The sequence below is a fragment of the Thermosphaera sp. genome, from assembly GCA_038827615.1.
Taxonomy (GTDB): domain Archaea; phylum Thermoproteota; class Thermoprotei_A; order Sulfolobales; family Desulfurococcaceae; genus Thermosphaera.
Genome location: JAWBNK010000001.1, coordinates 712,327 through 726,776, shown reverse-complemented (window position 1 = coordinate 726,776; position 14,450 = coordinate 712,327). Strand labels below are relative to the sequence as shown.

16 protein-coding genes are annotated in these 14,450 nt (G+C 43.2%); 1 reads left to right on the top strand and 15 read right to left on the bottom strand.

Annotation, left to right across the window (positions count from 1 at the left end; genetic code table 11):
• Positions 1 to 5 precede the first annotated feature (5 nt).
• Positions 6 to 653 (bottom strand): YkgJ family cysteine cluster protein, encoded by a 648-nt coding sequence (locus QXH45_04010; protein MEM2078411.1) that lies wholly within the window; start codon positions 651 to 653, stop codon positions 6 to 8.
• A 19-nt stretch (positions 654 to 672) separates the two neighbouring features.
• Positions 673 to 1,200, bottom strand: a complete 528-nt coding sequence (locus QXH45_04005) for a nicotinamide-nucleotide adenylyltransferase (protein ID MEM2078410.1) — start codon at positions 1,198 to 1,200, stop codon at positions 673 to 675.
• Positions 1,201 to 1,289: 89 nt separating this feature from the next.
• Here QXH45_04005 and QXH45_04000 point away from each other — a divergent pair, with 89 nt between their 5' ends.
• Positions 1,290 to 1,874 carry a site-2 protease family protein gene (locus QXH45_04000; GenBank protein ID MEM2078409.1) on the top strand — a complete coding sequence of 195 codons (585 nt, stop codon included), beginning with the start codon at positions 1,290 to 1,292 and terminating at the stop codon, positions 1,872 to 1,874.
• On the opposite strand, the gene QXH45_03995 is transcribed toward QXH45_04000, so the two are convergent.
• The 13 genes from QXH45_03995 to QXH45_03935 all read right to left on the bottom strand — a co-directional run bounded on the left by QXH45_03995 (position 1,855) and on the right by QXH45_03935 (position 14,444).
• Positions 1,855 to 2,247 (bottom strand): hypothetical protein, encoded by a 393-nt coding sequence (locus QXH45_03995; protein ID MEM2078408.1) that lies wholly within the window; start codon positions 2,245 to 2,247, stop codon positions 1,855 to 1,857. The two genes, QXH45_04000 and QXH45_03995, sit on opposite strands and share 20 nt — an antisense overlap.
• Positions 2,244 to 2,672 (bottom strand): hypothetical protein, encoded by a 429-nt coding sequence (locus QXH45_03990; GenBank protein ID MEM2078407.1) that lies wholly within the window; start codon positions 2,670 to 2,672, stop codon positions 2,244 to 2,246. Before QXH45_03990 ends, QXH45_03995 begins: the two co-directional genes overlap by 4 nt.
• Entirely contained in the window at positions 2,669 to 2,923 is a 255-nt protein-coding gene (locus QXH45_03985; GenBank protein MEM2078406.1) for a hypothetical protein, read from the bottom strand. Before QXH45_03985 ends, QXH45_03990 begins: the two co-directional genes overlap by 4 nt.
• 11 nt (positions 2,924 to 2,934) lie before the next feature.
• On the bottom strand, positions 2,935 to 4,494 hold the full coding sequence (locus tag QXH45_03980) for an HD domain-containing protein (GenBank protein ID MEM2078405.1): 1,560 nt from the start codon (positions 4,492 to 4,494) through the stop codon (positions 2,935 to 2,937).
• 82 nt (positions 4,495 to 4,576) lie between these two features.
• Positions 4,577 to 4,765 carry a DNA-binding protein gene (locus QXH45_03975; GenBank protein ID MEM2078404.1) on the bottom strand — a complete coding sequence of 63 codons (189 nt, stop codon included), beginning with the start codon at positions 4,763 to 4,765 and terminating at the stop codon, positions 4,577 to 4,579.
• Positions 4,766 to 4,832: 67 nt separating this feature from the next.
• The gene (locus QXH45_03970) at positions 4,833 to 5,687 is read right to left on the bottom strand and encodes a hypothetical protein (GenBank protein ID MEM2078403.1); all 855 of its coding nucleotides are present in this window, start codon (positions 5,685 to 5,687) and stop codon (positions 4,833 to 4,835) included.
• A gap of 63 nt (positions 5,688 to 5,750) precedes the next feature.
• Positions 5,751 to 7,013, bottom strand: a complete 1,263-nt coding sequence (locus tag QXH45_03965) for a hypothetical protein (GenBank protein ID MEM2078402.1) — start codon at positions 7,011 to 7,013, stop codon at positions 5,751 to 5,753.
• Positions 7,010 to 7,402, bottom strand: a complete 393-nt coding sequence (locus tag QXH45_03960) for a hypothetical protein (protein MEM2078401.1) — start codon at positions 7,400 to 7,402, stop codon at positions 7,010 to 7,012. Before QXH45_03960 ends, QXH45_03965 begins: the two co-directional genes overlap by 4 nt.
• Entirely contained in the window at positions 7,399 to 8,499 is a 1,101-nt protein-coding gene (locus QXH45_03955; GenBank protein MEM2078400.1) for a hypothetical protein, read from the bottom strand. Before QXH45_03955 ends, QXH45_03960 begins: the two co-directional genes overlap by 4 nt.
• The gene (locus QXH45_03950; GenBank protein MEM2078399.1) at positions 8,496 to 11,108 is read right to left on the bottom strand and encodes a DUF2341 domain-containing protein; all 2,613 of its coding nucleotides are present in this window, start codon (positions 11,106 to 11,108) and stop codon (positions 8,496 to 8,498) included. The genes QXH45_03955 and QXH45_03950 overlap by 4 nt, the downstream gene beginning before the upstream one ends.
• Positions 11,109 to 11,861 carry a hypothetical protein gene (locus QXH45_03945; protein ID MEM2078398.1) on the bottom strand — a complete coding sequence of 251 codons (753 nt, stop codon included), beginning with the start codon at positions 11,859 to 11,861 and terminating at the stop codon, positions 11,109 to 11,111.
• A gap of 44 nt (positions 11,862 to 11,905) precedes the next feature.
• Complete coding sequence (locus QXH45_03940) at positions 11,906 to 12,640, bottom strand: hypothetical protein (protein MEM2078397.1); 735 nt, start codon at positions 12,638 to 12,640, stop codon at positions 11,906 to 11,908.
• Positions 12,641 to 12,698: 58 nt separating this feature from the next.
• Complete coding sequence (locus tag QXH45_03935) at positions 12,699 to 14,444, bottom strand: type II secretion system F family protein (protein MEM2078396.1); 1,746 nt, start codon at positions 14,442 to 14,444, stop codon at positions 12,699 to 12,701.
• Positions 14,445 to 14,450 lie beyond the last annotated feature (6 nt).

Below are 14,450 nucleotides of genomic sequence, written 5' to 3'. Positions count from 1 at the left end.
ATCCCTCACATCCTATTCTTTATGGGCTGAATATTTAATAAGTTGGGCGTCTCCGGAATAAACCTTCTCAGAAAATTGTAGAGGTTCATAACGGGAGCGTTTGTTTTTGCCTCCGATAGTTCAACCAGCCCCTTCTTCCACAAAAACGACAATAGCTCAAGATAAATATTTCTAGCTCTCTCCATCTCGAGAGAGGCCAAGTATTCGCTAGGTGCATAATCGTAAACTATCTTGTACGGGTTGCCAGAGGCCTCGATTTTCTCTCTATCTTTCAAAACGACGGGACAACTCATGCTCAGTCCATGATCGACTATCGCGTATACTCTTCGATTATTATGGTCTACATAATATTTAACTTGCCTAGGTACAAACGGATAACTTCTGCATATTAAAGGCTTGTATTTGTCATGGATAATGCAGAGGTTATCTCTCAGGAAAACGCATTTTCCATTAATTAACTCCATAGCATAGCTAAAAGCGAGATTGTATCCGCTGATTTCATCATACATTTTGTAGCCTGGGACGCTAACATATTTTAACTCAAGAGTATCTGCTAAGTACCGGAGAGTTATGTCCTCGTGGGGCAGGAGGGATACTGGGGATAATGTGCAACAAAGACCGCATGCAGGGCATTTAAATTTTGCATTAATCATTGACCTATACCACCGCTTCTCAAGCAGTAGCGTAGTAGCCTGGTAACCTCTCCTTGTACAGCATTATTATCCTTTCCACTCCCCCGATCTCTTCTATGAACGAAGCTACAGGTGGCGGGACGAGGTTTTTCCATTCTGGTTTCTGATTTACAATCAAGTGTCTTATGTATGAACCGCTGTAAACATTACGGTTTTCAATGGGGGGGACGATTATCTCGTATCCTTCCTCCTTGAAGAGTTGTTGAATAATCGGATTAAGAGTGATTATGTGAGTAAAAGGTGGGCTATACAATTTCACGTTATGAACCGCTGCTCTATTGACCTCCATAGTTGGAAGAGTTACTGTGATTACCCTAGCTAGATCCAATCCCGCCCACCTCAAGGATTCCCGAATCATAACTAGTCTTTCACCGCAGGTGAAGGGGTTCTCAGGCGTATGGCTTTGACTAGCCATTCCCACTACGATAATTACCTCGTCGAACCGATCCGTGCAAAATTTTATCGCCTTCAAGTGCCCATAGTGGAATGGCTGGAATCTCGCTATCATTAAACACCGGGACATAAGCAACCCTTATAATGGATAAGTTTAAGATGGTTAAAATAAATTCTAACTCCCTTCGAGAGGGTGAGTAGAAGATGGATGCCGAAGAGGCATTCTCTATTATGGTGGCCTCTTTAGCAATAGGATTTGTATTCGCATCAACTTATCTATACAGACTGAACGTTTACTCTTTTGTAGGAGTATTTCTCATAGCATCCTTCTCGGTAATAGCTCACGAGATGGCTCATAGGCAGGTAGCGAGAATAATGAATTGTTACAGTCGATATGCGCTGTACCCACTAGGATTGTTGGTAACCTTGCTAAGTTCTCTGCCAGTTATCCCTATTAAAATCATCCTACCAGGCGTGACAGTGATAATCCCTAGAACATATGATCATAGTGAGTTGAAGAGGATTGAAGGAATAACTTCGGTGGCAGGCCCCTTAGTAAACATATCCTTCTCAATTGCAGGTTTCATCTCAATGGGAGTTTTGGGACCCCTTGAAGGTATGTCGCATTACATCAGATACCTCATCTATATCAATTCGTGGATCGCCCTTTTCAATCTCTTACCTATTCCGCCTCTAGACGGATCCAAGGTTCCTAGATGGAACTTGCCTTTATACTTGATATCATTCGTTGCGGCGTTAGCGCTCTTCATCAGGACGGTGGGCTACTAGATTTGACAAACTTCTGGTAGTATCTTTCAATTTTTTCTATGATTTGTTTAACTCTTTCATGCTCCATGCTAGTGATGCATTGTTCAATCAGTTCTGCCCTCATCCTTTTGTATTGGTCTAGAGCGATCTGACCCCTTGATAAGAGTTCATCTATCTTCGACACGCACTCCTGCTCGAAACCTTTCAGAGATGATGTCATTATATAGATGTCTTCATATCTAGGGTCCGCCTTCCTGATCGTTACCAATCCGGTCAGCTCAGACTTTATGACGAAATCCTTGACAACACCTAACTCCTGCTTCTCGAAAACGAAACACCCGTAGTATTTGAAAGCCTTTAGAATCCTCTCCGTTATTGAGATAATCTCGCTCACTTTTCATCACCTAACCTGGTCTTAGATACGTTTATCTTCACCGCCTCTGCGAAAATTCTAACGAGCCAGGCGTAAACAGGATCTCCGGTGATGCGTGTTAAAACCCCGTTATTGTAACGAGCTTTGGACACTAGTAGCCCCTTGTGGTTGTACACGTTAATGTAACCCTTGACTCTGTTGAGGTAATTTCTCACAAACCAACCGTAAATGGCGAAATCACCGTGCTCGAGCTTAATTTTGACGAGCTTAGCCTCCCCTTTAACATAGGTTGGGGAAGATGGTTTCTCCTCTGCAATCATTTCGGGGTTTAGCTTGATTAAACCTCGCCCCTTTTTGTAGACCAGCACGATGCTTGATGAAAGATGCTTCCTTCTACGGCTTTGCGACTTCTCGAGCAGAAAATCTCCAATAACGTTAATACTCACTCACTTCTCCCCCTTAAATACAAAACTGTATTCTCAACAAATGAAACCTCTAGTCTCGGGGCTACAGCGATCAGGATAAAAAGAGTCTGAGATAATTGTCTGTTAACTCTCACCTCTACGTCTCTAAACACTATTTGCTTTACCCCCTTATACTCGCTGACTCCACTGAGTCTCCCGTCGGCTCCGTAAGTCTCGATTCTGACCTCATACTCTTCTGGAGCGAATTTAATCGATATGAAAGCGGTTTCCAATATCGTCACCACTACATTGTTATTCTTTTATGCTCCATTGACTTCACATGTTGAATAATAGTATTTAATGCTTCCTCATATTCCTTTTGAGCAAGCCCCAAAATCGACTGCATGGATGATTCAAGCGCTCTTGAGACCAAGGGCTCTAGCTCCACGCTATATTTCTCTCTATTCACATACGTCCTGAAAATAACCATCAAGGGCATTCCCTCATCCAATAAGTCGATCTCGCCGTCGAAAGTGATTTCAAACCCCGACTTCTTCCCCACGTATAGTCTCAACACGGGTTTTTCCCGCTTATCACCAGGTATTAAGACGGTTTTAGGAACGGGGGATACATCTAGAACATCAATCCAAACATCCTGCTCGGTAATCCCTCTATCTTTCAAAAACGATGCTATCTCCTTCATTATACCAACTTTAACCGACTCCTTATACTCTGGGTCGAATATGAGTTTCAATAGCTCTTTTAGATGACCTATGCTTTTTGAGGCGTACAAAATATATTCCCTTCCCACTCTTCTGTAGGGAGGCTTTCTCTCTATCATCACTGCTCTGCATAGTTTGCCCAAATGATCATTGCTATGCAAGGCATGATCCATCATGTTCTTGTACATGAAAACATCTGTAAGCTCTATGTATGGGTATGGATTTCCATTCATTATCTGGATAACTCGTTCCGACAAATTATCTCTCAACTCTATTTCAGATATGATATCGTTTAAGACACGGTCGAAAGCCCTATTTACGCCATGATAGTAGACATGCTCATACATTCCGGCCTTCGCCACCATGTACTCGCGGAACTCGCCAAGTGCCGTTCGGTCAAGAACTAGTATGAAGTCATTGTTGATCCTCATTGGATAAGTATTAACGTATAGCCTTTCGTAGTGAATGAATCCATACTCGCTGGTCCCCGTATAATAACTATCCCTTCTAAGGAAGTCGATCACGTCACTCGGGTACAAACTCTCCTTTATGATCCATCGGTAGATGTTAAGCACCTTGCTCTCGGGTTGTTTCTCGCTTAGAATCCCGTATACGAGCTCCGTAAGGTGAGGTAGATTGTGCAATCTCTCAAGTCTGTTTAAAACGTCTTCTAGAAAATATTCAACGAGTTTCAATCCAATCTTTTCGTGGTTACTCAGTTCCCTCGGTATGCGGCTGGACCGCCACAAAACCATCTCCTCGAAGGCGTGTCCAAAAGCCGCGTGGCCAACGTCGTGAAGTAGTCCGGCAAGGCGAACGGCCTGGACGAGCGAACTGGGATCATAACCTTCTAGAACATCTTTTCCATAAAGCGCTACAAGCTTATCGGTGTAGTCCTGCGCTACAAGTCCACTTAAATGCATAACTCCAAGGCTGTGTTGAAACCTAGAATGCATTGCGCCAGGGTATACAAGATGGGCGGTTTGAAGCTGAAGAATATATCTCAGTCTCTGGATCAAAACACTGTTAATAATAGGTTCCTCTATTTCTTTATTGAAGGAGACATAATTATATATTGGGTCGCTCACGAGTTTCCAAGTAAATCCCCATGGAAAATACTTGTTTGAATGAATGAGGCTCAATAGCTACACCTCTTATTTAAAAACATTCAATTAATGTATGAATGTAAAGTCTTTTAAAAACATATATAAAGTGATTAGAATACTACTTCGCTACCCAGCCCTCGGGAACCCTCGAAGCCTTCCCTTCCTTTCTGAGGTCGTGAAGCCTCGCTCTAACAGTATTGTAATTCAGCCCGGTCATCTGAGATATTTGCTTCGGACTCAGCGGCGTCTTGGCGTTCTTCAACGTCTCAAATACTATCTCTTTGATCGTTTTGTTTCCATCCACCATACGATCTCAACCCTTTGATCAAATCGTTCAATCTAGGTTTAAAAAGCACAGGTTGAGGATGAGAAGATTAACTCGAGTATTCGTAAACTCTAACTTCGAACACGTCTTTGTGACCCCCCTTTGGCAGTGTCTCCATAACATGGACCTCAACTCTTCTCTCCGTTAGGCTACTCAAATATCCTTGGATGATGCCAACGGTTACCTCCGGGATTGCACGCGTGGCTTGAATCTCCCTTAGGATCAATGACTCGAAATTATTTTCGATCTCTATGTTGAAGACCACGCCGTTTTTGTAGGTTACGCTCATATCTCCCAATCCCATTGCACCGTATACTCTCTCCAAGAATTTTATTGCAGAGTCGTAGTGAGACTCTATGTCTTTTCCGTCAAAGGACCTGGTATAGATCTCCTGATATAATCCCTTACCGAAGGAGACTCCCAGGTTCCTGAGAATTGAAAGTGCAGCCGCTTCAGGTTGCTTTGCATAGATGGATTTGTACGCTTTTTCTATCAGTATTTTTGGAACTATTATGGAAGTTCTACCAAGGAACATGAGAGATGAATTCGGAACGAATAGAAAGTTTTCGTGTGAGTCGTGAACACTTGCGTCGATGAGTGTTTTCCCCAGGTCTTTCCTAACGTTTCTCAACAGTTCTTCTCCGCAACTCTTATCGCAGTTTTCGACTAATATGAAGAGATCTCCCGTATCACCCTTCACGATGCCGGGAGTCGTTATGTTAACCATATTGAGATTCAACCTCCTTATAACATCCGTAACCTTTGCAACCACGCCTGGTTCATTTCTCAGCTTTAGGTGTAGAAGGATGTGGTTTTCCCCGGGGAATTCAAATGCTACTGGAACTAATACCTTTATTGTTTCGCAACCTTTCCCGACTCTGAGAAGATTGTTAAATAATCCCATTTTCCCCCTCTATAGCAATCCCAGGGGAAGAGATTTAAAACAATCGACCCAATAGGTTTTTAATCATTTCACATACTCTGGCGGGAATACGGCTCTTTCATCTCCGTATATGTTGAATGGAACGCTATCTAGCCAGTCGCCGTAGTCGGTATTCACGTAGTGCTTGAAAACTATTTTAACCCCATTGTAGACGTCTATCCCCTCTATTTTTGTGGATAAAACCCCTGCCCACAAGAAGGCGACGGTAACCCTTGGTAGTTTCGAAGAAGGGTCTCTTGTCGTTAGAGGAGGCGCGAAGGTATCATCGTAGTCTCTGTGCGATAACACGGTAACATTCCACACGACTCCCTCCTGATTCCACATGTTTCGATCATTAGATGGGATCCTGAATATCAGGAGAGTTGTACCGTTCCCGTAATAGTAGCTGACTACGGGTCTCATAGTTATGTTTCCTTGATTTGTCTGCAAGAAATGCAATCGCTTTAGCATTACACTGTAAAGAGTCAACTCTGTAGAATTCGGGTTGATTATGTAGTATGTTTTAACACCGTTTGCATCGATGTAAGCGCTAACGTATACTGGCAGGTATATGCCGTCATCGCTCCAGAACCCCGTGTAGAATCTGGTCGAATAACCGATTTCAACGTATCGAATCATCCTTCTATAACCTGCCCATGAAGAGTATATGTCGAGAGTAGCGTTCAATCTAAGGATGCTTATCGACTCGGAATACTCTCTGTGAGATGAGACGTTGATTGTGTAGTAACCTCCTACATTGCTTGTATATATTACATACCCATAATTAGCCATCATGTCTCTCCAGTTCTCGAGAACGGCTTGCGCGATCAATCTGGCGTTGCGGAAATACGAGTATGCTGCTTGCTGGAGGGCGAAGGTGTAATTACCCATTGCCCAGTTGAAACCGGGCGAAGTGTAATTGGCGTCGCACTTACCTATGCACCCGAAATCATCGTAGTTGTAGAGTATCCATAGGGTTGCATTACATAATTCTCCTTTTCGGACTCCGGGGCACCCGTCGACAATTCTGCAAACCCGCGTCCACCACCCGTACTCTACAACACTGTCTCGATATAGCCTCCAATATGTGTTGGAGAAACTCGCTGCAGAATCTGTAGAAGCTACTGAGAGCGCGGTGAGCAGGATGCTGTCTAATTGCTCTGCGATATACGCCCACTCTCCGCTACCCCCTTTTTCCAATACCGTTAGAGAAGTGAAGGTAATAGTTGATGTTGTGTAAATGATTGTGGTTATGGTAAGGGATGCTACAAGAACTAGAGCGATGATGATGGGGAGTTGCGCCCTCATTTGAAACCAACCCTTATATGGTAAGTAATCACAGTTCCCATAATCGTCCCCTTAGAATATACGAACGACCTGATATACATTTCCTCGGATGGCATGCTCAAGGGAGATATCTCATATTCATCTTCAAACACAATTTGATTATTCAATAAATCCACCTCACGTATGGATACGTAAGAGTAAATTGCCCCTGTTGAATTGATAATGGTGTGAGCAAGCTCCTTAGCCGTCCAGTACGGTCTCTGCTTTATTATGCTGGGAATATCGTAGGTCACTTCATACGATCTAGAAATGCCTGTGTGCGAATATATTTGAGTAAATAGAACGAATACTGCTATTGCTATTATGGTGAAGGCTATGGAGGCCGAGATAACCTGAATCTGACTTCTCATTTCCTCCACACCTTTATCTCTATTAAATAGTCAAACATCCCTATTCTTATCGAAGAATATCTTGTATCAGCGTTTACAGGGGGTTGCTCGCCGAATCTCCACTCGTTCCGGTATATTGGAGCTACAACACTCTTACTCGCGTCAAATAACGCAACTAAAACGAGGTTGTAAATGGGCTGGGTAAGGTGGGTTATGTAGGAGTAATTTCCCTTCTCGGAGTCTCCGCTACCCCTAACGAACTCTCTCTTGACGTCGAGCCTATAGTTGACAATCTTAACAATGGAAGATTGTCCTGGACTCACTAGTCCGAGGTAGGTTATCGTGGTTATGTTGTACGGCCTCCTTAAGATGGTGCCACCTCTGGCAAATTCTATCCATTCGGTTATATTGTAAGTTGATGTAGTATATTGGGCAAAGCCGGGCCCACTGTAATAGTATATTGATGCGTTGTAAGCTGCCCCGACGTTCGATAAGTCGATCGGCCTTAGCGTATTGTTTTCAACATGTAATGCAAGCCCGTCAATGTTTAAAGGCTGAGCGATCGTCAACCCTGGCGAGACCCAGTATGCTATGAAGCGGTTGTTCCTGGATTCTTGAACCACTATTATACAACCAGGATCTTTGATTCTTGCCTGATACAAGTGAACCACGAAAATGAATTCACCAGTATCTAATTGCCGACTGAACGCCGCTTCGACAACCTCCATCTCCCGCCCGTTCTTGTGAACTAGTAAAGCGTAAGTCGTAAGGTTGTATGTTGAACGAATCTCCGCAAATGAATACGGTGTAACGAGTATGTTTTCAATGGGAGTATGGACTCGGGCGTAAAAACCAAATTTCTGAAGGAGGTAAGGCCCCAAATAGTTCTCAAGCGTGCTGTTTAAGACCCTGCCTACCTCGGTCACCTCTTGTGTGTAATTTCCAATGCTGAAGCTGTAGAGAAGAACATATTTCAACGCTTCTTCAAAAGCATAGGATGCTGTTTCAACACCGGGCTCGACTCTCGGAGTGTAGTACGTTGTGGACAACATATTGTATAGTGGGATGAATGAAAGTATTATAAGAATAGCTAGAAGATACTCGATGATCTCCTTCATGCTCTTTTCCCCTTAAAAACTATTGTTAAAACATAGTAGGAATCGCTCCTGATAACCATGAAAAAGTCAACGAAAAGCTCACTTGAGAAAACTATTAAATCCACATACTCCGAGATCAGCACATCAGGGGGCCGAGGGATACTCAGGGATTCTGACAAGCGGCTGATCTCGACGATCGGCTCAGGATCCACGAATGGTCTAGCCCGAATCCACGTGTAAAGCCCTGCTAGGTTTTCAGTTCCTTGGCCTGTCGAGTCGTATATCATTAATCCTATGAAAAATGTGAAGTTAGATGCAGGTTTATCGTAGTTGTAGCTTGTGGTGAACGTTGTATTGTATAAAAGTGGAGTTCTTATGAAATAGTATATCGTATTGTTGAAATACCCTATGGAAGTGATGTTGTGGCCTACTATTGTTGAGGCTTCCTGGGGATTAGAGGCTGGTGGCTTAATGAAATAGCTTAATGAAGGATGTCCTGCGGTGAATATCAATCCTCCATCGATTGAAGAGGGGTTTTTAAGGTATGGTCGATAAACAAGCACCATGCCGCCGGATATCAGCCCATTGTATTCTACTCTGTCCACTAGTTCCCCATTGTAATAGAATAAGAACTCCACCGGGTACTTCTCGCCTAATATGGGGTAGAGCGTCATATCAAATATGGCTGTACCGTACTGGTCTGATATTGCACTTGTGCTGAACACTGGTCTGCGCTCTATTCGTGTTTCATTCTCTTCAATAACTTCAACATCTTTATAATCAATCACAACTACTTCCCAATCAGGGGGTAGTCCCGTGATAAATAATTTTCTGATATCGAAGGATTCTTGGCCACTATATCTGCATGATAATAGGTCGTCAAACCATAGTTGGACCTCATTTTCAATTGGAGTTGGAGAGTATGCGAATGGACCCAGATAGTTCGGCTGATAAACGCTTATTGTCCCTCTATCAGAATAGCTGAGGACCGTTGAACCATTATCAGGATTTATGACCTGGAAAGATGCCTCTGGATTCGCGGTTCCTGGGGATTTAACTGAAACATAAAGGATTAGCCATAATGGTCTCTCTATATTCATTATTGTGGTGTTCAAAACTTGAAAGTCTGAGGGGGTTGGGGTTAGTGTTTTATTAGTGGAAAGCATTTTTAACAAGTTCTGTGTAGGGTCGTATTGAAGTCCGATGTAGAAAGCTTTGTTTCTGTTAAGGTCTTCCGATATTAGGATGCCACGTATCACACTTGTATTATCGATTCTCACTTTGTATAGTACTTGGAAATATTCCTGTCCCGGAGGAAAGTCTCGTGGTACAGGGTTGCTCCTCAATGCCATACCATAGTATCCGTTGTCACCGACAGGCTCTAGTAATGTTAGGTTTAGAAAAGTATCATTGCCTAGAGAGTCTATTGACCAATTACCATATATGATCGTGTAGTTTACGAGTGAGATAGATGGGTCAGCGATGACGGGTTGAACGCTCACGTTGAAAACTTGTGACGGATCTCCTACATTGACGAGTCCAAGAAGATACTCGGCATCCTTGCTCGAACTATTGAGTGGTCTTCCAAGGGACTCGATTAATAAGCCTTGGGATAGACCTATAGGGATGATCCTGTTGTAATATAGTATCAAGAATCCCTTATTTTTGATGTCGAGACTTGAGGTCAGCAATCCACCGTCCTGATAGGGAGTCAAATTATAGTTTGATGCATTATGGGGCCTTATGCTCCATACAGGATTGATAGCGAGTAAGTCCCCTAGCGACTCGTATTTTGAGAATTCATCGTAGAATAAGAATATACTTGTGGTGCTTCTCTCTTGCGCATTAGGGTTTCCCCAATATAAGTATATCGTCTTATTCTCGAGTGGACTTAGACTTGGGATTTCAACCCATATTCTCGTGTAGTTGGGACTCCATTCTTCGATCCAATATCTTAGGGTGGAGACGCCGTCGGAATCGGCGAATCTCACGTCCTCTCTTCGTGGATAAAAGGTTGAGTCGAGGTATGAGCAATTGATGGTGGAGGGGTTAAACTCTACCTTGACGAGATATGATGAGAGGCTCACTCCGGCTCTCTCCTTGATGTTGAGAGGCATTCTACAGAGCCATAGTACTCCCTCCTCAGCGTATCCTTCAGAGGGATCGAATCCTTCTCTAATCCTTTCCACCACGAATTCGCCTTTAGCAAGGATGAGAGGATAGCTTAAATCGGAAGGTTGGAATAAGAGAGAGACGCCATATATCTTCTTGTCTGGAGTGGAGGCTATCACGTAAAAAGCGTGGGGATCGTAGTCGGATCTCTCCTGGAGCCTCGGGAACTCTCTTGCTAACGCAAATCCTTTGCCGATGTAGACGTTATAACCCTTCTCGCTCGAGATCTCTACGGGGAGGTTTAAGCTTATGCTAGACTTGTTCGCGCTCATCAAGTATGTCGATGAATATAATGCTCTAATACTAGCGGCTACTCTATCCGCTATGTATTGAAGTATTGCTGTGTAGTTGTTGATCATCGTGATCTCTGTCATAAAGAGTCCATACATGAATAATCCTACTAGTAAAGCTATTATGAAACCAGTTCCTATGGCATGGAGGAGTGGAGGAGTAGGCATTTATTTCACCTCGATCTCAACATTGTAGATTGTGAGAATGTAAATCAACGGAGTGCCGGGCGGTGTCGACGATAAATTACTAGTCGATGCAACTATGTCCCTCCCATGGATGCGGTCGCTGAAGCGAATTGTCATGTTCTGGGCATACCCGTAGTAAGTGATTGGACTCCCCGTCATTGAAACCCTAATGAGGCCCCTGGCTCTTTCACCGTATTGCATCTTAACGGTCAAGTTGTAATAGTAAATCCTGTAAAAGAAAAGGATACCGGATGATGATCTGGTGACCTCGCTCTCAACCCATAGTCGACACGTATCTAGATACAGGCGGGATTCTCCCGAATTATATGTTTCCAAGACTCTTGCGATCAGTCTTGAATCATTTACAATATATGAATTGCTCCCGTAAATTGTGGAGTTTGATCTAGAATAGCCTCTCACTCCTGATACAAGGCCTATACACTCAAGGATTTGTGAGGGTGTCGCGCTATTATTGAAGTAAAAAATGATTTCCCCCACCTTGCTATACCCAATGGATTGTTGATGCATCGGGATAGATATCTCATAAGAACCGCCCAGCATAGGTATGACCAGCGAGTTTCCTATCGAGAGAAATGCCTGCCTATAGTACAAGTACTCTGTCGTGGTGTTAAAGCCTGCCATGCTTATGAAAGTATAGAAACTTAGAACTCCTAAAAGAGCGAGCAACACTGATGTAATCAGCACGGTAGAAAATGTTTCGGAAACGAGCTTCATCTGAACTCCTAAGATTATTTAAGTATTACCCGAGTTTAAATACTTTAAGAAATCAATACCTTTATCTTTTTATATATTATTCTGACTGTTAAATTTCCGGAAACACGGTCAAACGACTCGTTTGGCGGAAGGATTTCCCTCAGGGTTAATGTTGTTTGGTTGTGAGTAATGTAGATGTTTGCGACCTTTGAATGTTCTTTAACGAGGGTGGATGCTACGTCATATTTTAAGGTGATAGATCCACCACCGATGACCGACGGGGGTTGATTAGCATCGTAGAATCCCCCGAAATCCACCACTAGGATTTCCATGTAGTAGTTGTTGAAACCGACCCTATATATCGAACAATATATTCTACTAGTGTCAAGTTCAATAAATGTCCAACCATTCGAATAGTATTCTCTAACTAGAGCCAACTCCCTTATTTCAGTAACGAACGGCTTATCTCTGCCAAATATCAAGTTAACCCCCACATTCTCCAGCACGTTTCTATGGATGCCTCCCGTTATAGCGTAGAACTCTGTCTTCTCTAATACGAGGAGGCGGGAACCATTAGCGAACTCTAGCTGAATAGTTAGGTTTACGGGCAGTTTTCTGTAGCCTAGATTTATTATAGAGCTGGGGTGGCGGACATATATCGATTGACCATTTAAAACCTCGGGGATACTGAAAGCAACCTCTCTAAACATTGATTTCACATAGCCGTATTCGACGGATGCAGTTGTAGCGTCTACGCTAAATGTGGAGAAAAAGAATATGGAGAGGGAGATGAGGACCACGGTCATGAAAAGAATCAATATTACTAAAGGTTCGCTTACAGCTCGCACCTTGAGACCCTCACAGGAAACCTGTAAATACTTTCGCAAACATGAAGAACAACATTGTAACGATTGTAAGTATTAATGCATGCTTGAATCCTGCTGCAACGCTTCCAGATCCAACCTTACCTGCAACTAAACCCATTAGGTAAGTATTTAACACTATGCTTGGTAATACGGTTGATGCCGCAGCCCTAAACTGTCCTGAGGCTAAGGGGATCCTACCCATGTAAGTTGCCATGAACACTATTGTGAAAGCTGTTAAGACTGCTCCCAAGTAGGGAACTATCATTAATGTCCTCATGGAGCGCTTCTTCTCGGCCTCGATGGCTTCAATGCTCTCCGCAAACCATGCCAGGTTTTCTAATACATCCACTGTTCCACCGCCGACTTCTATCGAGTCGGTTAGAATAAACAATAGCACTTTTGCCCTCCACGGCTTTATCTTCTTGAATAACTCGTCGATTATCTTTCGAAGGGGAACACCAAGCATGAGTTCTAAAGCGATCTTCTTCAAATACTTTGAGAACACGCCGTAGTCTCTGCTTGACAGCTCTATGATGCTTTTCTCTGGCGGTAGCCCTGTTTTCCTTACCTCGACCAAGTCTCTTATGAATCTAGTGATCCCATTTATAATCGTATATTCCTTGGCAACGTATTCTGCATAAATCATTGAAGGAATGAGACTGAGAATTAAGGCCATAGACAAAGCTATAGAGGACTCCACGAATGTCAAGTTTGGAGGAATATCGGAAAAACTCATAGGGAGTACGAGGAGGTCGTGAACGACGCTGACAAGGGGATTCGTTCTGTAACTTGGATTTCCGTATAATACTATGCCTAGAAGGGATAATACGGTTGCCATAGGTATAGTTACTCCAAAGAACATGTAATATGGTCTCCAATCCATCCAGGGTTCTTTATACTGCATTACATCTCCTAAATAAATTATCGCAACGCTGATGAATGGCATCAAAATGTATAGAAGGAGTGCCATCGTTCCAGTATCTATGCCGAACGCTATGACTCCGCTGTAGCTGGCGGTAACGAAATACAAAACGGTAAAGCTGATCATTGTAAGGAGGACTATTGCAAGATAAGATTCGAGAAGACCCCCAAGCCTATCTGCAATTATTTTCATCGCGACCAGAAGGTCGTTGAATAGTGCACGAGCTCTCTTATTTAAATAATCAATCACATCTCCTCCTGCCTTGACGGTAGAGATATACCCTGATAGGGTTTCTCTAACTCTTGAACTCGGATTTCTATCAGATAGCATAGCGAACGCTGTGAGAGGGTCCTTCCCGAGAATCTTATTCAGCAACACGAATCTCTGGGCTAGCTCGCTTGTTTTCTGAAATATGACGCTTCCCTTAAGGACCCGCTCGAAAGCTATATACGGGGACAGCCCGCTCATAACCATTATGCTTAAATAACTAATAGTGTAAGGGAACTCGCCATCAATTGCGGTGGCCCTTGATCCTGCAATAAGAGATGGTATGACAAGCATGAGCAAATATGCTAGAACGGGAATCACGACAACTAATGGAATAATAAACGGAAAACCTATGAAAAACCCTAACACTCCTATCGCTACAGCTATTCCAGCCGAGACTGCAAGCACGAATAGGACGAGAGACGCGTAAACCTCGGTGTGAATGTGAATATTCGATCTTCTAAGATTTCTAGAGAGAGAAGGGGTAACTCGTAGTATTTCGTCAGCATAATCGCCAAAATACCTGTAAACGCGGTCCCAGAATTTCATGAGTAC